Origin of the sequence: Pseudomonas citronellolis, assembly GCF_900112375.1 — a bacterium.
In the GTDB taxonomy this organism is placed as follows: domain Bacteria; phylum Pseudomonadota; class Gammaproteobacteria; order Pseudomonadales; family Pseudomonadaceae; genus Pseudomonas; species Pseudomonas citronellolis.
Map to the genome: position 1 here is coordinate 122993 of NZ_FOLS01000014.1, position 17994 is coordinate 140986.

Annotated in this window: 15 protein-coding genes; 7 read left to right on the forward strand and 8 right to left on the reverse strand. The window is 69.2% G+C overall.

Annotated elements, in window-relative coordinates:
- Nucleotides 1–45: 45 nt before the first annotated feature.
- The 3 genes from BM060_RS15170 to betC are packed head-to-tail and all read right to left on the reverse strand — an operon-like array spanning nt 46 to nt 4079.
- Nucleotides 46–1602, reverse strand: coding sequence for a SulP family inorganic anion transporter (locus BM060_RS15170; protein WP_074980797.1), 1557 nt, complete (start codon nt 1600–1602; stop codon nt 46–48).
- 6 nt (nt 1603–1608) lie between these two features.
- A complete protein-coding gene (locus BM060_RS15175) occupies nt 1609–2532 on the reverse strand; it encodes a choline ABC transporter substrate-binding protein (protein WP_074980798.1) in 924 nt (307 codons plus the stop codon).
- Nucleotides 2533–2570: 38 nt separating this feature from the next.
- Entirely contained in the window at nt 2571–4079 is a 1509-nt protein-coding gene (betC, locus tag BM060_RS15180; RefSeq protein ID WP_074980799.1) for a choline-sulfatase, read from the reverse strand.
- 128 nt (nt 4080–4207) lie between these two features.
- On the opposite strand from betC, the gene BM060_RS15185 reads away from it, so the two are divergent.
- From BM060_RS15185 to BM060_RS15205, 5 genes are all read left to right on the forward strand, one after another.
- Nucleotides 4208–5104 (forward strand): choline sulfate utilization transcriptional regulator, encoded by an 897-nt coding sequence (locus BM060_RS15185; protein WP_074980822.1) that lies wholly within the window; start codon nt 4208–4210, stop codon nt 5102–5104.
- The gene (locus tag BM060_RS15190) at nt 5101–5430 is read left to right on the forward strand and encodes a DOPA 4,5-dioxygenase family protein (protein WP_043313885.1); all 330 of its coding nucleotides are present in this window, start codon (nt 5101–5103) and stop codon (nt 5428–5430) included. The genes BM060_RS15185 and BM060_RS15190 overlap by 4 nt, the downstream gene beginning before the upstream one ends.
- Nucleotides 5431–5522: 92 nt before the next feature.
- Nucleotides 5523–6044: a sigma-70 family RNA polymerase sigma factor gene (locus tag BM060_RS15195; RefSeq protein ID WP_024128852.1), complete on the forward strand. Its 522-nt coding sequence runs from the start codon at nt 5523–5525 to the stop codon at nt 6042–6044.
- Nucleotides 6041–6964, forward strand: coding sequence for a FecR family protein (locus tag BM060_RS15200; RefSeq protein ID WP_074980800.1), 924 nt, complete (start codon nt 6041–6043; stop codon nt 6962–6964). The genes BM060_RS15195 and BM060_RS15200 overlap by 4 nt, the downstream gene beginning before the upstream one ends.
- Before the next feature lie 370 nt (nt 6965–7334).
- Complete coding sequence (locus BM060_RS15205) at nt 7335–9716, forward strand: TonB-dependent receptor (RefSeq protein ID WP_074980801.1); 2382 nt, start codon at nt 7335–7337, stop codon at nt 9714–9716.
- Nucleotides 9717–9722: 6 nt separating this feature from the next.
- Here the strand turns inward: BM060_RS15205 and BM060_RS15210 are convergent, their stop codons facing one another.
- Entirely contained in the window at nt 9723–10037 is a 315-nt protein-coding gene (locus BM060_RS15210) for an antibiotic biosynthesis monooxygenase family protein (protein ID WP_074980802.1), read from the reverse strand.
- A gap of 306 nt (nt 10038–10343) precedes the next feature.
- On the opposite strand from BM060_RS15210, the gene BM060_RS15215 reads away from it, so the two are divergent.
- The gene (locus tag BM060_RS15215) at nt 10344–11279 is read left to right on the forward strand and encodes an AraC family transcriptional regulator (RefSeq protein WP_064987650.1); all 936 of its coding nucleotides are present in this window, start codon (nt 10344–10346) and stop codon (nt 11277–11279) included.
- A gap of 619 nt (nt 11280–11898) precedes the next feature.
- Here BM060_RS15215 and gloA2 read toward each other — a convergent pair.
- The 3 genes from gloA2 to trpB all read right to left on the reverse strand — a co-directional run bounded on the left by gloA2 (nt 11899) and on the right by trpB (nt 14418).
- Nucleotides 11899–12282, reverse strand: coding sequence for an SMU1112c/YaeR family gloxylase I-like metalloprotein (gene gloA2 / locus BM060_RS15220; RefSeq protein ID WP_074980823.1), 384 nt, complete (start codon nt 12280–12282; stop codon nt 11899–11901).
- Nucleotides 12283–12406: 124 nt separating this feature from the next.
- Entirely contained in the window at nt 12407–13213 is an 807-nt protein-coding gene (gene trpA / locus BM060_RS15225) for a tryptophan synthase subunit alpha (RefSeq protein ID WP_043270093.1), read from the reverse strand.
- Nucleotides 13210–14418, reverse strand: coding sequence for a tryptophan synthase subunit beta (gene trpB, locus BM060_RS15230; RefSeq protein WP_074980803.1), 1209 nt, complete (start codon nt 14416–14418; stop codon nt 13210–13212). Before trpB ends, trpA begins: the two co-directional genes overlap by 4 nt.
- A 268-nt stretch (nt 14419–14686) precedes the next feature.
- On the opposite strand from trpB, the gene BM060_RS15235 reads away from it, so the two are divergent.
- Entirely contained in the window at nt 14687–15583 is an 897-nt protein-coding gene (locus BM060_RS15235) for a LysR family transcriptional regulator (RefSeq protein WP_074980804.1), read from the forward strand.
- Nucleotides 15584–15587: 4 nt separating this feature from the next.
- Here BM060_RS15235 and BM060_RS15240 read toward each other — a convergent pair whose 3' ends face one another.
- Nucleotides 15588–17960 carry a TonB-dependent siderophore receptor gene (locus tag BM060_RS15240; protein WP_116426168.1) on the reverse strand — a complete coding sequence of 791 codons (2373 nt, stop codon included), beginning with the start codon at nt 17958–17960 and terminating at the stop codon, nt 15588–15590.
- Between the last annotated feature and the right edge of the window lie 34 nt (nt 17961–17994).

The following is a 17994-nucleotide window of genomic DNA, read 5'->3' on the forward strand; positions in this document are numbered from 1 at the left end:
TTTCGCAAGCTCAACCCATCCTACGAAAAGCACCTCGCCGCTTCCCTACTCCACCTGCAGAACCGCGCCTTCGCCCATCTGCCGCGCCAATTCCTCGCGGACCCTCGGCCGCGCATGGCGCAGCACCAGGTGCCGCCCCTCGCCGGCCAGCCGGCGGGCTTCCTGCTGCAGCATGTGCGCCCCGGCGAAGTCGATGAAGTTCACGTGCCTGGCATCCAGCACCAGGCGCCGGCCCTGGCTGGCCTGGATCAGGCGCTGCAGGTAGTCGCAGGCGCCGAAGAAGATCGAGCCTTCCACCCGCAGCACTTCCTCCTCGCTGGCCTGCCAGCGTTCCACTCGCGGCTGCGAGGTGCGCCGCAGGTAGAGCAGCAGCGAGGCCAGCACGCCCAGGTAGATGGCGTTCTGCAGCGGCAGCAGCAGGGTCGCCGCGGCGGTCAGGGCCATCACCGCGAACTCGCTGCGGCTGCCGCGCCAGAGGGCGCGCAGGGCCGGGCGGTCGACCAGGCCCCAGGCGATCAGCAGGATGCCGCCGGCCATGGCCGGCAGCGGGATGTGGGTGATCAGCCCGGCGCCGGCCACTGCCAGCACCGCGACCCAGGCGGCGGAGAACACCCCGGCCAGCGGCGTGCGCGCGCCGGCTTCGAGGTTGAGCCCGGAGCGGGTGAAGGAGCCCGCCGAGAGGCTGCCGGAGAACCATGGGCCGACCAGGTTGGACAGGCCCTGGGCGCGGATTTCCTGGTTGGCGTCCAGCACCTGCTGGCTGCGCGCGGCCAGGGCGCGGGCGATGGACAGGCTGGTGACCAGGCCGAGCAGCCCGCAGGCCAGGGCCCCGGGCAGCAGCGCGGCGATGCCGGCCGCATCGACCTGCAACGGGCTGAACGGCGGCAGCGCGCTGGCGAAGGCCCGCACCCGCGCCACGCCGCCGAACCATGCGGGCAGCGCCCAAACCGTCAGGCTGGCCACCAGCAGGCCGAACATCAGCGCCGGCCAGCGCGGCCGCAGCCAGCGGCACAGCAGGCTCGCCGCCAGGCTGAGCAGGCCGATGGCCAGGGACGCCGGCTCGCACTCGCCCAGCCGCGCCAGCAGCAGGCGCGTGCCGTCCAGGGCGCTGCCGCGGCTGTGCACTTCCACGCCGAGCAGGTAGGGCAACTGGCCCAGGGCGATGACCAGCGCCGCGCCCAGGGTGAAGCCGAGCATCACCGAGTGCGAGACGAAATTCAGCAGCACCCCGGCGCGCATCGCGCCCAGGGCCCATTGCAGGATGCCGGCGAGGAAGGTCAGCAGCAGCACGTACTGGATGAACGTCTCGCTGCCCGGCGGCGCCAGGGGCGCCACCGTGGCGTAGAGCACCACCGAGATGGCCGCGGTGGGCCCGCCGACCATGTGCCTGGAGGAGCCCCACAGGCAGGCCACCACCACCGGCAGCATGGCCGCGTACAGGCCGTACTGCGGCGGCAGCCCGGCGATCAGCGCGTAGGCGATGGACTGCGGCAGGGCCAGCACCGCGCCGGCCAGGCCGACCCAGGCTTCCCGCGCCATCGCCCGCGGGCCGAGGCCCGGCAGCCAGGCTAGGAACGGCAGCAAGCGATACAGGCGCTCCATCGGCGGTCAGAGCTTGGCCTGCACGGCGGCCAGGGCATCGCCGCCGTCGCGGCTCTTCACCCCGTCCAGCCACTTGCCCAGGGCCTGCGGGTTGGCCTTGATCCAGGCCTTCACCGCGTCGGCGTTCTTCACGTTCTTCTCCAGCACCTCGGCCATGATGGCGTTCTCCATCTTCAGGTCGAAGCTCAGGTTGGCCAGCAGCTTGGCGCTGTTCGGGCACTGCTGGGCATAGCCGTTGCGGGTGACGGTGTAGACGCTGCCGGTGCTGCCGAAGTACTTGTCGCCGCCGGCCAGGTACTTCATGTCGTACTTCACGTTCATCGGGTGCGGCGTCCAGCCGAGGAAGACGATCCAGCGCTCGCGCTTAACCGCCCGGCTGACCTCGGCGAGCATCGCCTGCTCGCTGGACTCCACCAGCTTCCAGTCGCCCAGGCCGAACTCGTTGCCGCCGATCATCTTCTGGATCGACAGGTTGGCCGGCGCGCCCGAGCCGATGCCGTAGACCTTGTGGTTGAACTGGTCGGCGTGCTTCTGCAGGTCGGCGAAGTTCTTCACCCCGGCGTCGTAGACGTAGGTCGGCACGGCCAGGGTGAATTCGGTGCCCTCCAGGTTCTTCGCCAGTCGCGTGACCTGGCCGCTGGCGATGAACTGGTCATGGAAGCCCTGCTGCGCCGGCATCCAGTTGCCGAGGAAGGCGTCCACCTGGCCGTCGCGCAGGCCGCCGTAGGTGATCGGCACCGAAAGGGTGTCGACCTTGGCCTGGTAGCCGAGGCTGTCGAGCAGGAAGCTGGCGACGCCGTTGGTCACGGCGATGTCGGTCCAGCCCGGATCGGCCAGTTTCACCGTGGCGCAGGCGTCGTCCTCGGCCTGCGCGGCCTGGCCGGCCAGCGCCATGGTGGTGGCCAGCAGCAATGCACTTAACTTGGTCATGCTTATCTCCCCTCGGCTTTTTCTGGTTGTGGTTATGGTCAGGGTCTGGGGTAACGGGCGCGGCGCTCCAGGTCGTCCAGGTCGATGTGGTTGCGCATGTACTGCTGGCTGGCATCGACGAACGGCTGGTGGTCCCAGCTGGTCAGCCTGCCGCGCTGCAAGGCGTCGGCGACGAAGCGCCGGCGGCGCTGGCTGGCCAGCACGCGGGCGGTGATCGCCGGTATGTCCCAGCGCTGCCGGGCCTCGGCCAGGAAGGCGTCGAACAGCTCGCGGTGCGCCGCGGAGCCGGCCAGGTTCTCCAGCTCGCGCGGGTCGTTCTTCAGATCGTAGAGCAGGCATGGGTCCTGTTCGGAATAGACGAACTTGTAGTCGCCGCGGCGGATCATCATCAGCGGGCTGAGGGTGCCTTCGGCGGTGTATTCGCCGATCACCTCGTCGTGCCCGCCCTGGCCTTGCAGGTGCGGCAGCAGCGAGCGGCCGTCCAGCTCCAGGTCCGCCGGCAGCTCGCCGCCGGCCAGTTCCACCAGGGTCGGCAGCAGGTCGAGGGTGGACACCGACTCGGCCACATGGCGCGCGGCGAAGCGGCCCGGGGCGTGGATCAGCATGGGCACGCGGGCGGCCATCTCGAACCAGTGCATCTTGTACCAGAGGCCGCGCTCGCCAAGCATGTCGCCATGGTCGCCGGAGAACACCACCAGGGTGTTCTCGGCCAGGTCGCATTCCTCCAGGGTCCTGAGCAGCGCGCCGATCTGCGCGTCGACGTAGCTGCAGGCGCCGAAGTAGGCGCGGCGGGCGTCGCGGATCTTCTCCGGCGGCAGCGGCTTGCCCCACAGGTCGATGACCTTGAGCAGGCGCTGGGAGTGCGGGTCCTGCTCGTGCTGCGCCAGTTCCACCGACGGCAGCGGGATGTCCTCGTCGCGGTACAGGTCCCAGTACTCGCGGGGGATGGTGTAGGGGTCGTGGGGGTGGGTCATGGAGACGGTCAGGCAGAACGGCTGCTCGGCGTGCTCGCGGACGTGGTCGTAGAGGTACTGGCGCGCCTTGAACACCACTTCGTCGTCGAAATCCAGCTGGTTGGTGCGCACGCAGGGCCCGGCCTGCAGCACCGAGGACATGTTGTGGTACCAGCTCGGGCGCACCTCCGGCTCGTCCCAGTTCACCGCCCAGCCGTAGTCGGCGGGGTAGATGTCGCTGGTCAGGCGCTCCTCGTAGCCGTGCAGCTGGTCCGGGCCGCAGAAGTGCATCTTGCCCGACAGCGCCGTGCGGTAGCCCAGGCGGCGCAGGTGGTGGGCGTAGGTGGGGACGTCGGCGGCGAAGTCGGCGGCGTTGTCCCAGGCGCCGATCTTCGTCGGCAGCTGGCCGCTGACCAGGGTGAAGCGCGAGGGCGCGCACAGCGGGCTGTTGCAGTAGGCCGAATCGAACACCACGGCCTGTTCGGCCAGGCGCACCAGGTTGGGCATGCGGATCGGCGAGGCGGCGTCGTGCAGCGGCAGCAGGGGCGCGGCCATCTGGTCGGCCATGATGAAGAGAATGTTCGGACGTGGCATGGCGAGGCTTATCCTATGCACGGTTGTTATGGAATAGTGCGTGACAGCAGTGTCACGCCGCACCGGCAGGGGGTAAACCGCATGGCCATACATGCTTCGGATAATGTCAGCTTATGGGTGGCGAACCCATGAGCCTGCCCCTGGAACTGCTCCGCGTGTTCGAGTGCGCGGCCCGCGAGCAGGGCTTCACCGCGGCGGCCGCCGAACTGGGCAGCAGCCAGCCGGCGGTGAGCCAGCAGATCAAGCGCCTGGAGAAGCTGCTCGGCGCACGTCTGTTCGACCGGGTTCACCGCGGGATCGTTCTGACGGAAAGCGGCCAGTTGCTGCTGCGCCACGTGCAGGCCGGGCTGGCGGAGCTGGAGGCCGGCGTCGAGGCGGTCAGCGCCCGGCGCACCCAGGAGGTGCTGCAGGTGGCCACCGACTTCGCCTTCGCCGCCTACTGGCTGATGCCGCGCCTGCCGCGCTTCCGCCAATTGCACCCGGAACTGGACGTCAGCCTGCTGAGCAGCGAGCGCAGCCCCAGCAGCCTGCGCAGCGACGTGGACGTGGCCATCGCCTTCGGCGACGGGCGCTTCAAGCATGGCGAGCCGCTGCTGCTGTTCGGCGAGGAAGTCTTCCCGGTGTGCAGCCCGCGCCTGCTGGGCGAGCGCCAGGCGCCGCTGCCGCTGGAGGAGCTGCAGCGCTTGCCGCTGCTGCACCTGAAGCCCGAGGCCCACAGCCGCTGGTTCGACTGGCCGGGGCTGTTCCGCGCCCTGGAGCTGCCGCGCCCGCCGGAGGCTTCCGGGCTACGCTTCGACAACTACACGCTGCTGGTGCAGGCGGCCATCGCCGGCCAGGGCGTGGCCATCGGCTGGCGCCACCTGGTCGACGAACTGCTGGAGCAGGGGTTACTGTGCCGGCCCATCCGCGAGAGCGCCGCCTCGCGCTACGGCTATTACGCCGTGCTGCCCGAGCGCAAGCGCCGCGCCCGCCTGCTGCAGCCCTTCGTCGACTGGCTGCGCGCCGAACTGGAACAGGACCCATGAACGAGATCCACGGCTACCACGCCCACGTCTACTACGATGCCGACAGCCTGGAGCAGGCCCGCCAGCTGTGCGAGGAGGCGGTGCGCCTGTTCGGCGTGAAGATGGGCCGCATGCACCAGCGCCCGGTCGGCCCGCACCCGGACTGGAGCTGCCAGCTGGCCTTCGGCAACGACGCCTTCGCCGCCGTGGTGCCCTGGCTGGCGCTGCACCGCGATGGCCTGGTGGTGTTCATCCACCCGGACACCGGCGACGACCTGCGCGACCATCGCGACCACGCCATCTGGATGGGCGCGGTGCGGCCGCTGGACCTGTCGCTGTTCGGTTGAGTTCGATAATGATTCTCGATTCGGTGTATGCTTGCCCGCTTTACCGGCGGCCCGCCCACGGCGGGCCGGCATTCCAGGGTATCGCGGTCATCATGCGGCGTTTCGCCTCCTCCCACCTCCTGCAGAGCTTCCAGGCGCACTATGCGGACCTGCTGCGCTTCCTCGCCCGCCGCCTGGGCGACAACCAGCGCGCCGCCGACGTCGCCCAGGACACCTGGCTGCGCCTGGCCGACCAGGCCCCGGAAGCCGAAGTGCAGGACCCGCGCGCCTACCTGTTCCGCGTGGCCGGCAACCTGGCCATCGACAACCTGCGTCGCGAGGGCCGGCTGGCCGAGCTGCACGTGGAGGAGACGGCGGCCAACGAGGTCAGCGACCCCGGCGCCGGCCTGGAGCGCAACCTGCTGGCCCGCGAGGCCCTGGAACAGCTCGACGCCGCCCTCGACCAGCTGCCGCCCAAGGCCCGCCAGGCGCTGCTGATGAACCGCCTGGACGGCCTGACCCACGCGCAGATCGCCCGCCGCCTCGGCGTTTCCGAAAGCATGGTGGGCAAGTACATCGTCCAGGCCATGCGCCATTGCCGCGACCACCTGCAACAGCGGGAGGCGCAGCCATGAGCCGCCGGGACCTGGAGAACCAGGCCATCGACTGGCTGGTGGAACTGCATTCCGGCCGCGTCGAGGCCGGCCGCCGCAGCGCGTTCGCCCAATGGCGCGCGCAGAGCCCCGAGCACGAAAGCGCCGCACGCAGCGCCGAGGCGCTGTGGGGCGCCCTGCCGGCCACCCGCACGGCGCGCCGCCACCGCCTGCTGCGCCCGCGCCGCCTCGTCGCTGTGGCAGCGGCCGCCTGCGTCGCCGCGCTGGCCGTGGCGCTGGCGCTGCCCACGCCAGTGGCGGGCCTGTACGCCGACTACGCCACCCGCACCGGCGAGCGGCGGATGATCGAGCTGGCCGATGGCAGCCGCGTCTGGCTGAACAGCGCCAGCGCGCTGTCGGTGGACTTCTCCGCCAGCCGCCGGAGCCTGCATCTGTATGGCGGCGAGGCGCTGTTCGAAGTGGCCAAGGACGCGCAGCGGCCCTTCGTGGTGCGCGCCGGCGACGGCGAAGTCACCGCCGTGGGCACCCGCTTCGACGTCGACAGCCGCGGCCCGGAAGTGCAGGTGGCGGTCAGCGAGGGCGTGGTGCGGGTGGAGGCCGGCGGCAAACCGGCGGTACGCCTGGCCGCCGGCGAGCGCCTGGCCTATCGCGGAGAAGCCGCCCCCGGCCCGGTGCAGCCGCTGGACCTGGACAGCGCCAGCGCCTGGCAGCGCGGCAAGCTGATCTTCAACCAGCGCCCGCTGGGCGAGGTGCTGGCGGAACTGGAGCGCTACCTGCCGGGGCGCATCCTGCTGACCGATGCCAGCTTGCGGCGGCACAAGGTGAGTGGGGTGTTCGACCTGGATGATCCCGATGCGTTGTTGCAGACGTTGCAGCGGTTGCAGCCGGTGCGGGTGACGCGGTTGCCTTGGTTGGTGGTGGTTAGGCCGGTTTCTTCGTAGGGGCTGGAGAGCGCCCTCTCCCTAACCCTCTCCCTGAAGGGAGAGGGGACCGTTCGGAGCGTTTGGATATTCCTGAGTCAGCCGGCAGCGCCGTCGGTTTCCGGCTGAAACCATTCCTCCTCTCGGCACGGACAAGCCCCCTCTCCCTTCAGGGAGAGGGCTGGGGAGAGGGAGCGGAGTCAAACCGAAGCACCCAGGCCGCCTGGAAACTCCGTTCGCGAGCAAGCTCGCTCCTACAAAATACAAAACCAGACCCCACGAAAAATTTTTCCCTCCCCCACTGCAAGATCGCCCACCCCGTTTCGTCGTAGGCATGAACGCGAAGAATTCCCAACAAACGCGCCCTGCCCACAAGAACGGAAACCCCCGCATGCATCACCGCCTCTCCCCGCTGTACCGCGCCCTGGCCCTGGCCGCCCTGCTCGGCGGCGCCAGCCCCCTGGCCCTGGCTGCCGAGGACGTCGAGCTGCACATCGCGCCGCGCAGCCTGGACAGCGCCCTGACGCAGTTCGCCGACCAGGCCGGGCTGCACCTGCTGTTCAACTCCGAGGACGTCCAGGGCCTGAAGAGCCCCGGCCTGGACGGCCGCTACAGCCGCGAGGAGGCGCTGGACAAGCTGCTTTCCGGCAGCGGCATGCGCTGGAGCTTCAGCGACGAGCGCACCGTGGTGTTGCAGCGCGAGAAGGCCGCCGGCGGCGAGCCGCTGAGCATGGCGCCGACGCAGATCAGCGTGGCCGCGCGCACGCCCACCGACATCAGCTCTATCCCCGGCACCGTCTGGGTGGTGGACCAGGCGCAGCTGCGCGAACAGCTGGACACCGGCGTCAGCCTCAAGGAAGCCGTGGGCAAGCTGGTCCCCGGCCTCGACCTGGCCCCGGAAGGCCGCACCAACTACGGTCAGAACATGCGCGGGCGCAACGTGCTGGTGATGATCGACGGCGTCAGCCAGAACAGCTCCCGCGGCCTGTCGCGGCAGTTCGACAGCATCTCGCCGTTCAACGTCGAGCGCATCGAAGTGCTCTCCGGCGCCAGCGCCATCTACGGCGGCGGCGCCACCGGCGGCATCATCAACATCATCACCAAGAAGGGCGCGCCCGGTGCTGCCCGCTTCGAAAGCCAGCTGGGCGCCAGCAGCGGCTTCAACAACAGCGACGACCTCTCCACCCGCCTGGCCCAGTCGGTCAGCGGCGGCAGCGACCGCCTGAGCGGGCGCCTGGGCGTTTCCGCGGAGAAGAACGAAGCCTTCTACGACGGCGCCGGCAACCAGATCTTCATCGACAACACCCAGACCGACCTGCAGTACAACCGCACCGTCGATGTCATGGGCAACCTCACCGCGCAGTTCACCGACGAGCAGAGCCTGGACCTGCTGGCCCAGTACTACGACTCGGGCAACGACGGCAGCACCGGCATCTACTTTCCGCACCTGAACTACAAGGCCCCCTCGGACCTGGACGACGCGCAGATCCGCAGCGGCATGGACACCGACCTGGAGCCGCAGACGCGCCGCCTGCTGCTCAACGCCAACTACCACCACGCCAACCTGCTGGACCAGGACTTCTACCTGCAGGCCTACTACCGCAAGGAAGACGACAACTTCTACCCCTTCCCCTACTACAACGCCGGCAAGCCGGCCGGCAGCACCGGCGTGTACTTCGCCGCCTCGCAGCAGAACTTCGAGGTCAGCGGCCTCAAGGGCCTGTTCAGCAAGCAGTGGGACAAGCTGAAGCTCACCTACGGCGTGGACCTGGACCACGAGCGCTTCAACGCCGAGCAGAAGACCTTCGACCAGCTGATCTCCTCGGAAAGCGGCGGCCTCGACCTGAGCACCGCCAGCAGCGCGCCGCGCTACCCCAGCTACGTGGTCGACGGCCTGTCGTTCTATGGCCAGCTGGACTACAAGCTGACCGACGCCCTGACCCTCTCCGGCGGCGCGCGGCACCAGAAGATGGACGTCGAGGTCGACGACTTCAAGGGCGTGCCCGGCGGTAACAACGACTACCAGGTCAACCTGTTCAACCTCGGCGCCATCTACGACTTCCACAACGGCCACCAGCTGTGGGGCAACTACAGCGAAGGCTTCGACCTGCCCGACCCGGCCAAGTACTACGGCAAGCCCGGGCTCTCGGTGGACGACAACCCGCTGGCCGGCATCAAGAGCCGCCAGGTCGAGCTGGGCTGGCGCTACGCGGACATGGACTGGCAGGCGCAGACGGCGGTGTACTACATCTGGTCCGACAAGGTGATCACCACCGACCAGGCCACCCTGACCATCGACGTGGTCGACCAGAAGAGCCGCGATTTCGGCTTCGAGGGCGCGCTGACGCGCTACTTCCAGAACGGCTGGCAGGGCGGCACCACCCTGCACCTGGTGCGTTCCGAGGAAGAGGACGCCGACGGCGACTGGATCAAGCGCGACGCGCGCTACGCCTCGCTGTCCAAGGCCACCGCCTTCGTCGGCTGGAACGATGAGCTGAACAGTGCGCGCCTGCAGGCCAACCACGCCATGAGCCTGAAGGACGACGCCGACCACGAGATCGACGGCTACACCACCTTCGACCTGATGGGGGAGCGCAAGACGGGCTTCGGCACCTTCAGCGCGGGCATCCAGAACCTGCTGGACCGCGAGTACAGCACCGTGTGGGGGCAGCGGGCGACGCTGTTCTACTCGCCGACCTACGGGCCGGCCTACCTGTACGACTACCAGGGCCGCGGGCGTACCTTCACCCTGGGCTGGCGCATGGAGTACTGAGGGGGCTCACGCCGCGCGGGATTCCTCGCGCGGCGCGTCCAGGTGGGTGTGCAGGCTGAGGGCGTGGTGCTGGAGGATTTCCCCCAGCAGCTGTTGCAGCGGCAGTTCCAGGTAGGCCTGCAGGCTTTGCGCATCGGCCCAACGGCCGCGCAGGCGCCAGAAGTCGCTGCTGGTGGCCGGCAGCAGCACCTCGTAGGACTGGCAGCCGGGCAACTGGTGCGCGGCGCTGATCAGGCGGTCGAGCAGCTGCGCCAGCTCGGCCTCGTGGCCGGGGCGTGAGCGGATCAGCAGGTGGTGTTCGAATGGTTGTCGAATGGCCATGAGCGATTTCCTCCTGTCCCGGGCGCTGGAATGGGGGCTCGGCCCGGTTGTGCCAGAGTAGGAGACGGGCGTCTGCGGGCGGTAGACGGATGCTGTCGGCTTCTTGCCTGATCCTGCGTCATCCTCGCCGCCTTGCCCGAAGCGGCGGATTCCCTGGCCTGGCTGGCATGATGGGGGCTTCCCGCGGCGGCTGGCTTGTACGATCCTGCCGATTGCTTGCCCGATCCTCCAGCGTCCGTCGTCCTGTCACACTTCCCGCGTGTGCCCGGGCGTAAGCTGGACGCCGCCACTCTCGGAGGCCCCCGTATGTCGCAGCCCCACGACCCCGTCGCCGCCAGCCGCCAGGAACTGGCCGACATCATCGAGCGCCACTGCAATGGCGTCTCCGGCGTCCACGACACCGCCGTCGAATCGCTGTCGCTGGCGCGCCTGGAGCAGCCCAGCGAAGGCCGCATGCCCACCCTGTACCGCCCGGCGCTGTGCGTCATCGCCCAGGGCAGCAAGGAAATCCGCGTCGGCCCGGAAATCTACCGCTACGACGAACTCAACCTGCTGGTGGTCTCGGTGACCCTGCCGGTGTGCGGCCAGGTGGTCGACGCCTCGCCGGACAAGCCCTACCTGTCGCTGCGCCTGGACATCGACCCGGGCGAACTGACGCGGCTGATCGCCGACGCCGGCCTGGCCGGCAGCACCCCGCGCCCGGCCAGCCGCGGCATCTACCTGCAGCGCCTGGACACCTCGGTGCTCGACGCCCTGCTGCGGCTGATGCGCTTGCTCGACAGCCCGCGCGACATTGCCATGCTGGCGCCGCTGTACATCCGCGAGATTCTCTACCGCCTGCTGCGCGGGCCCCAGGGCCACCTGCTGCACGACCTGGCGATGACCGACAGCCAGACACACCGGGTGACCCGCGCCATCGAATGGCTCAACCGCAACTTCGACAAGGCCCTGCGCATCGACGACCTGGCCCGCGAGGTCAACCTCAGCGCTTCGACCCTGCACCACCGCTTCAAGGAAGTCACCGCGCTCAGCCCGCTGCAGTACCAGAAGCAGCTGCGCCTGCAGGAGGCGCGCCGGCTGATGCTCTCCGAGGGCCTGGAAGTGGCGGTGGCCGGCCACCGCGTGGGCTACGAGAGCCCCTCGCAGTTCAGCCGCGAATACAGCCGCCTGTTCGGCGCCCCGCCGCTGCGCGACCTGGCCAGCCTGCGCAACGCCCTGGGAGATGCGGCGATGCCGGCCTGAACTGTCTATTGGGTTCCCGCGTTCGCGGGAATGACGTTGGAAAACACGACTCTCGACCCGTCATTCCCGCGAACGCGGGACGCGGCTCCATCGCGAACAGCGCTTGCGCTGGTCCGAAGGGGAATAACCCAGAGACGTAGGGCGTATAACCGTTCGCGGTTATACGCCGCCTGACCTTGATCGCCCCTCGCTCCATGGCGACCCGTCCGCGACTTTCCGCCATGGCGATGGGTATCGCTTCGCTCAACGCCATCCTACGAGAAGCCGTGCCTGTCCGTATGGAGGCGATTCTCGGCTGCTGGCTGGTAGGTCTAAGAGCCCCTCTCCCCAGCCCTGGCTGCGCGCCCCGCTCCGAAGGGAGAGGGGGCTAGTCCGTGCCGAGAAGGGATCTGGTGTCAGCCGGATACTCGGTATGAGCCGGCTAACGCCGAAACGTCAGCGCACTCCGAACGGTCCCCTCTCCCTTCAGGGCGGGGCGCGCAGCCGAGGGTTAGGGAGAGGGCGCTCCAAAGCCCAACCCCAAAGTCCCAGGCAAGCACCATTCGCGAGTAAGCCGGCCGCCCTTACGGTAGGAGCGGATTCATCCGCGATTCCGCCCAACAGGCCGGCGGCCAATCCATCAACGCTCGTACAACTCCAACGGCAACCCATCCGGATCGGCAAAGAAGGTAAAGCGCTTACCGGTCAACCCATCGCAACGAATCGGCTCGCAGCGCACCCCCTGCCCCTCCAGCTCGGCCACCGCCGCTTCCAGGTCCTCCACGGCAAAGGCCAGGTGACGCAGTCCCAGGGCCTCGGGATAGGACGGCCGCGGCGGCGCGGCGGGGAAGGAGAACAGCTCCAGCTGCACCTCGCCCAGGGCCAGGTCGAGCTTCCAGGAATCGCGTTCGGCGCGGTAGGTCTCGGCGACCACCCGCAGCCCCAACACCTCGGTGTAGAAACGCTTGGAGCGAGGGTAATCGGAGCAGATCAGGGCAACGTGGTGGAGGCTGTGCAGGTTCATGGACTGGGGCCGCTGCGGAAAAACACCCGACCCATTATGCAGCCTGCCCACCGCCCCCCGTAGGATGGCGTTGAGCGAAGCGATACCCATCGCTGGATATTGCCCCGCTCATGCTGCCGGGCCCTCAGCGCGCCTTGCGCACGCCCTCGGCCAGTTCGCGGCACAGGCCCAGCACGCCCTGCACGGCGTCGGCGGAGCTTCCCGCGTTGGCGATCTTGTCCACCAGCGCCGAGCCCACCACCACGCCGTCGGCCAGGCGCGCGACGCTGGCGGCGTGTTCCGGGGTGCGGATGCCGAAGCCGATGGCCACCGGCAGGTCGGTGTGGCGGCGCAGGCGCGCCACGGCCTGCTCGACGTGCTCCAGGGTCGCGGCTCCTGCGCCGGTCACGCCGGCCACCGAGACGTAGTAGACGAAGCCCGAGCTGCCCGCGAGCACCGTGGGCAGGCGCTTGTCGTCGGTGGTCGGGGTGGTCAGGCGGATGAAGTCCAGCCCGGCGGCCTGGGCCGGCTGGCACAGGTCCTCGTTATGCTCCGGCGGCAGGTCGACGATGATCAGGCCATCGACGCCGGCTTCCTTGGCATCGGCGATGAAGCGCTCGACGCCGTAGTAGTGGATGGGGTTGAAGTAGCCCATCAGCACCAGCGGGGTGCTGTCGTTGCCGGCGCGGAATTCGCGGACCATCTTCAGCGTCCTGGCCAGGTTCTGGCCGTTGCCCAGGGCACGGATGTTGGCCAGCTGGATCGCCGGGCCGTCGGCCATCGGGTCGGTGAACGGCATACCCAGCTCGATCACGTCGGCGCCGGCCTCGGGCAGGCCCTTGAGGATGTCCAGCGAGGTGGAGTAGCCCGGGTCGCCGGCGGTGATGAAGGTCACCAGGGCGGCGCGGTTCTGCTGTTTCAGTTCGGCGAAGCGGGTCTGCAGGCGGCTCATGCTTGCTGCTCCTGTTGCATGTGGTGCATGACGGTCTGCATGTCCTTGTCGCCACGACCGGACAGGTTCACCACCATGATGTGGTCCTTGGGCAGGTTCGGCGCGCGCTTGAACACTTCGGCCAGGGCGTGGGAGGACTCCAGCGCCGGGATGATGCCTTCCAGGCGGCAGCAGGTGTGGAAGGCCTGCAGCGCCTCGTGGTCGGTGATCGAGGTGTACTCGACGCGGCCGATGTCGTGCAGCCACGCGTGTTCCGGGCCGATGCCGGGGTAGTCCAGGCCGGCGGAAATGGAGTGGGCGTCGATGATCTGGCCGTCCTCGTCCTGCAGCAGGAAGGTGCGGTTGCCGTGCAGCACGCCGGGCACGCCGCCGTTCAGGCTGGCCGCGTGCTTGCCGGTCTCGATGCCGTGGCCGGCGGCTTCCACGCCGATGATCTCCACCCCGGCGTCATCCAGGAACGGGTGGAACAGGCCCATGGCGTTGGAGCCGCCGCCGATGCAGGCGACCAGGGAGTCGGGCAGGCGCCCTTCCTTCTCGGCCAGCTGCTCGCGGGTCTCCTTGCCGATCACCGCCTGGAAGTCGCGGACCATCGCCGGGTAGGGGTGCGGGCCGGCCACGGTGCCGATCAGGTAGAAGGTGTCGTGGACGTTGGTCACCCAGTCGCGCAGGGCTTCGTTCATGGCGTCCTTGAGGGTGCCGGTGCCGGCGGTGACCGGGATCACCTCGGCGCCCAGCAGGCGCATGCGGAAGACGTTGGCCTGCTGGCGGTCGATGTCGGTGGTGCCCATGTAGACCACGCACTTCATGCCGAAGCGCGCCGCCACGGTGGCGGTGGCCACGCCGTGCATGCCGGCGCCGGTCTCGGCGATGATGCGCTGCTTGCCCATGCGCCTGGCCAGGAGGATCTGGCCGATGCAGTTGTTGATCTTGTGCGCGCCGGTGTGGTTCAGCTCTTCGCGCTTGAGGTAGATCTTCGCGCCGCCGCAGTGCTCGGTCAGGCGCTCGGCGAAGTACAGCGGGCTCGGGCGGCCGACGTAGTCGCGCTGGAAGTAGGCCAGTTCCTTGTGGAACTCCGGATCCTCCTTGGCCTTGTCGTACTCGCGGGCCAGGTCGTGGATCAGCGGCATCAGCGTCTCGGCGACGTACTGGCCGCCGAAGCTGCCGAACAGGCCCTTGGCGTCGGGACCGGTGCGCAATGTGGACATGGGAAGGCTCCTCTGGTGTCGGTAGGCAGGAGCGCCCCTGGGTGCGAAACACCTCCAGGGAAGCACGGCTTTTCGTAGGATGGCGTTGAGCGAAGCGATACCCATCAGCGCAACCGCATGGGTTTCGCAAGCTCAACCCATCCTACGAAGAGCACCTCGGCGCAAGGTCGTTGCTCCTACGGAATGTGCCGAGGATACGACTGCCGGCCGGGCGGGAAAAGCGATAAGATCGCCCGGACATGTCAGGAAAACTCACAGGTTGAACGCCATGAGCCGCGACCTTCCCCCACTCAACGCCCTGCGCGCCTTCGATGCCGTCGCCCGCCTCGGCGGCGTGAGCCAGGCGGCGGCCGAGCTGCACGTCACCCACGGCGCGGTGAGCCGGCAGCTGCGGCAACTGGAGGAAGACCTCGGCGTGGCCTTGCTGGCCAAGGACGGGCGCGGCGTAAAACTCACCGATGCCGGGCGCCGCCTGGGCGAGGCCAGCGGCGACGCCTTCGAGCGCCTGCGCCGTGTCTGCGCCGAGCTGCGCCAGGCTGGCGGCGAGGCGCCCTTCGTGCTCGGTTGCCCGGGAAGCCTGCTGGCCCGCTGGTTCATCCCGCGCCTGGACCGCCTGAACCGCGAGCTGCCGGAACTGCGCCTGCAACTCTCGGCCAGCGAGGGCGAACTGGACCCGCGCCGCGGCGGCGTCGACGCCACCCTGCTGTTCGCCGAGCCGCCGTGGCCGGCCGACATGCAGGTGTTCGAACTGGCCGCCGAGCGCATCGGCCCGGTGCTCAGCCCGCGCCACCCGCGCTTCGCCGAACTGCAGCGGGCCGAACCCCGGGCGCTGCTGGGCGAGGCGCTGCTGCACACCACCTCGCGGCCCCAGGCCTGGCCGCAATGGGCGCTCGCCCAGGGCCTGGACGCCGGCGCGCTGCACCTGGGCCAGGGCTTCGAGCACCTGTACTACCTGCTGGAAGCGGCGGTGGCCGGCCTGGGCGTGGCCATCGCTCCCCAGGCGCTGGTGGCCGACGACCTCGCCGCCGGCCGCCTGGCCGCGCCCTGGGGCTTCGCCGAAACCGCCGCGCGCCTGGCGCTGTGGGTGCCGGCCCGGCGCGGCGACGCCCGCGCCGAACGCCTGGCCCGCTGGTTGCGGGGCGAGTTGGCCGGCGCGGCGCGCTGAGGGCTCAGAAGTCGTACTTGGCGGTGAGCATGTAGCTGCGCGGAGTGCCGTAGGTGTCGGTGGAGCCCCAGTAGATGTCGTAGCCGATGGCCGAGTAGTAGGTGCGGTCGAACAGGTTGTCGACGTTCAACTGCAGGTCCAGGTGCTCGTTGGCGCGGTAGCCGGCCACCAGGCCCGCGATGGCATAGCTGCCCTGCTCCACCCGGTAGCGGCTGCCGTCGGCGAGGTCCACGTCGTTGTAGATGCGGCTCTGCCAGTAGAGGCTGCCGCCGACGCGCCATTTCTCCAGCGGGCCCTGCAGGTGATAGAGGCTGGTGAGCTTGAACAGCCGCTCGGGGGTATCGGTGCTGAAGCGCTGGCCTTCGTTGGCCGGGTCGGCGTCGTGCTTGTAGCGCGCACGGGTGTAGGTGAAGCCGGCGCCCACCTGCCAGTACTCGCTCAGCGCGCCCTGCAGTTCCAGGTCCAGGCCCTGGCTGCGCACCAGCCCGGCCGCCTCGTAGCAGGACTCGGACGGGAAGGTCGGGCAGGCGCTCTGGTCGTCCAGCAGGCTGGCGCGGTTCTTCTGGTCGATCTGGAAGACCGCGGCGCTGGCGTTGAGTGCGCCGTCGAAGTACTCGCCTTTCACGCCGATCTCGTAGTTCTTGCCCTCGATGGGCGCGAGCAGCGCGCCGCCGGTGTCCTTCTGCGTCTGCGGCTGGAAGATGTCGGTGTAGCTGGCGTAGAGCGAATGGTGTTCGTCCAGGTCGTAGACCAGGCCGGCGTAGCGGGTGACGTTGCGCACCACCTTGTAGTCGGCGTCGCTCTTGCGGTCGTCGTACTCGTACCAGTCCAGGCGGCCGCCGAGGATCAGCTTGAGCGGGTCGGCCAGGCTGAAGCGGCCGGTGAGGTAGCTGCCTTCCTGGGTGGTGACGTCATGCGCCTTGTAGGAACGGATGAAGTCGGGTTTCGCCGCGCCGATGGGGATTATGCCGCCGCCGCTGTAGTTCTGCGTGGTGCGGTCGGTTTCGCGGCGGCTGACGCCGGCGACGATCTCGTGCTCGCGGTCGAACAGCCGCACCGGCCCGCTGGCGTACAGGTCGAAGGCGTTCTGGTCTTCGTCGTAGCGGCCCTGGTAGGCCTGGTGGTAGAGGTCCAGGGCCGTGTCGCGGCGCAGGTAGGTGCCGGAGAACAGCCCGTCCTGCGACGCCGCCATGGCGGCCAGGCGCAGCGTCCAGCCATGGTCCAGGCGGTGCTCGAGGTTGCCGAACAGGGTGTTGGTCTTCTGCTCCTTGTTCTCCCAGTCGCTGCCCGGATAGGTGGAACGCGGCAGGTCCAGGTGATGGCCGTCGACGCCCAGCGGCAGGCCGCCCCAGAACAGGTTGGTCTTGTCCTCCTGGCGCGAGAAGCCCAGGGTCAGGGTGGTGTCCTCGCCCAGGTCCGCCTCGCCGACCGTGTAGAACAGCCCGTGGTCCTGTTCTTCCTCGTCGCGGAAGCTGTCGGCGTCGCGGTAGGAGCCGACCACGCGGCCGCGCAGGGTGCCGCTGTCATTGAGCGGCCCGGAGGCGTCGAGTTCGCCGCGGTAGTCGTCCCAACGGCCGGCGGCGCCGGTCAGGCTGACCTGCGGGGCGCTGGTGGGCCGCTTGCGCACCATGTTGATCGCCGCCGAGGGGTTGCCGCTGCCGGTGACCAGGCCGGTCGCGCCACGGATCACCTCGACGCGGTCGAACATCGCCAGGTTCGGTTGCACCCCGATGGTCCAGCCCTGGTAGGCGCTGGGCAGGCCGTCGTACATCACGTTGTCGATGTCGAAGCCGCGTGCGCTGAACGAAGGGCGGCCGGGGCCGTCGGCATGGCTGAGGAACAGGCCGGGGGTGTACTGCACCACGTCGGTGATGCTGGTCATCGCCTGGTCGTCCATGCGCTGGCGCGTCATCACGGTGACGGCCTGGGGCGTCTCGCGTATCGACAGCGGCAGGCGGGTGGCGGTCTGCATGTCGCCGGTGGTGTAGGAGCCGCTGTGCTCGGTGGTGGCGCCCAGGCCCTGGCCGGTCACGGTGGTGCTGCCCATTTCCAGCGCGCTGTCGGTGGGCGCGGGTTCCACGCTGTAGGCGCCGCTGGCGGTGACCTTCAATTGCAGGCCGCTGCCGCGCAGGGCACGCTCCAGCGCCTGCTCGGCGCTCAGCTCGCCGTGGATGGCCGGAGCGCGCTTGTCGCGGACCAGGGCCGGGTCCAGGGAAATCACCTGGCCGCTCTGCCGGGCGATGGCGTTGAGCGTCTCGGCCAGGCTGGCGGCGGGCAGTTCGAAGTGCAGGCGCTGGCCGTTGGCGGCGAACGACTGCGCACTGGCGACGGCCAGGACGAGGGTGGTGGCGAAGGCGCGGGGCCAGGGTGTGGGCACGGGATTCTCCTGAGAATGTGTCTTGTTTCAGGAG

Bases quoted from the DNA above. Each gene is read 5' to 3' on its own strand.
- BM060_RS15175 (WP_074980798.1), bottom strand. From the start codon at position 2,532: ATGACCAAGTTAAGTGCATTGCTGCTGGCCACCACCATGGCGCTGGCC.
- trpA (WP_043270093.1), bottom strand. From the start codon at position 13,213: ATGAGCCGCCTGCAGACCCGCTTCGCCGAACTGAAACAGCAGAACCGC.
- BM060_RS15215 (WP_064987650.1), top strand. From the start codon at position 10,344: ATGTCGCAGCCCCACGACCCCGTCGCCGCCAGCCGCCAGGAACTGGCC.
- BM060_RS15210 (WP_074980802.1), bottom strand. From the start codon at position 10,037: ATGGCCATTCGACAACCATTCGAACACCACCTGCTGATCCGCTCACGC.
- BM060_RS15205 (WP_074980801.1), top strand. From the start codon at position 7,335: ATGCATCACCGCCTCTCCCCGCTGTACCGCGCCCTGGCCCTGGCCGCC.
- BM060_RS15235 (WP_074980804.1), top strand. From the start codon at position 14,687: ATGAGCCGCGACCTTCCCCCACTCAACGCCCTGCGCGCCTTCGATGCC.
- trpB (WP_074980803.1), bottom strand. From the start codon at position 14,418: ATGTCCACATTGCGCACCGGTCCCGACGCCAAGGGCCTGTTCGGCAGC.
- BM060_RS15200 (WP_074980800.1), top strand. From the start codon at position 6,041: ATGAGCCGCCGGGACCTGGAGAACCAGGCCATCGACTGGCTGGTGGAA.
- betC (WP_074980799.1), bottom strand. From the start codon at position 4,079: ATGCCACGTCCGAACATTCTCTTCATCATGGCCGACCAGATGGCCGCG.
- BM060_RS15195 (WP_024128852.1), top strand. From the start codon at position 5,523: ATGCGGCGTTTCGCCTCCTCCCACCTCCTGCAGAGCTTCCAGGCGCAC.
- BM060_RS15190 (WP_043313885.1), top strand. From the start codon at position 5,101: ATGAACGAGATCCACGGCTACCACGCCCACGTCTACTACGATGCCGAC.
- BM060_RS15185 (WP_074980822.1), top strand. From the start codon at position 4,208: ATGAGCCTGCCCCTGGAACTGCTCCGCGTGTTCGAGTGCGCGGCCCGC.
- gloA2 (WP_074980823.1), bottom strand. From the start codon at position 12,282: ATGAACCTGCACAGCCTCCACCACGTTGCCCTGATCTGCTCCGATTAC.
- BM060_RS15170 (WP_074980797.1), bottom strand. From the start codon at position 1,602: ATGGAGCGCCTGTATCGCTTGCTGCCGTTCCTAGCCTGGCTGCCGGGC.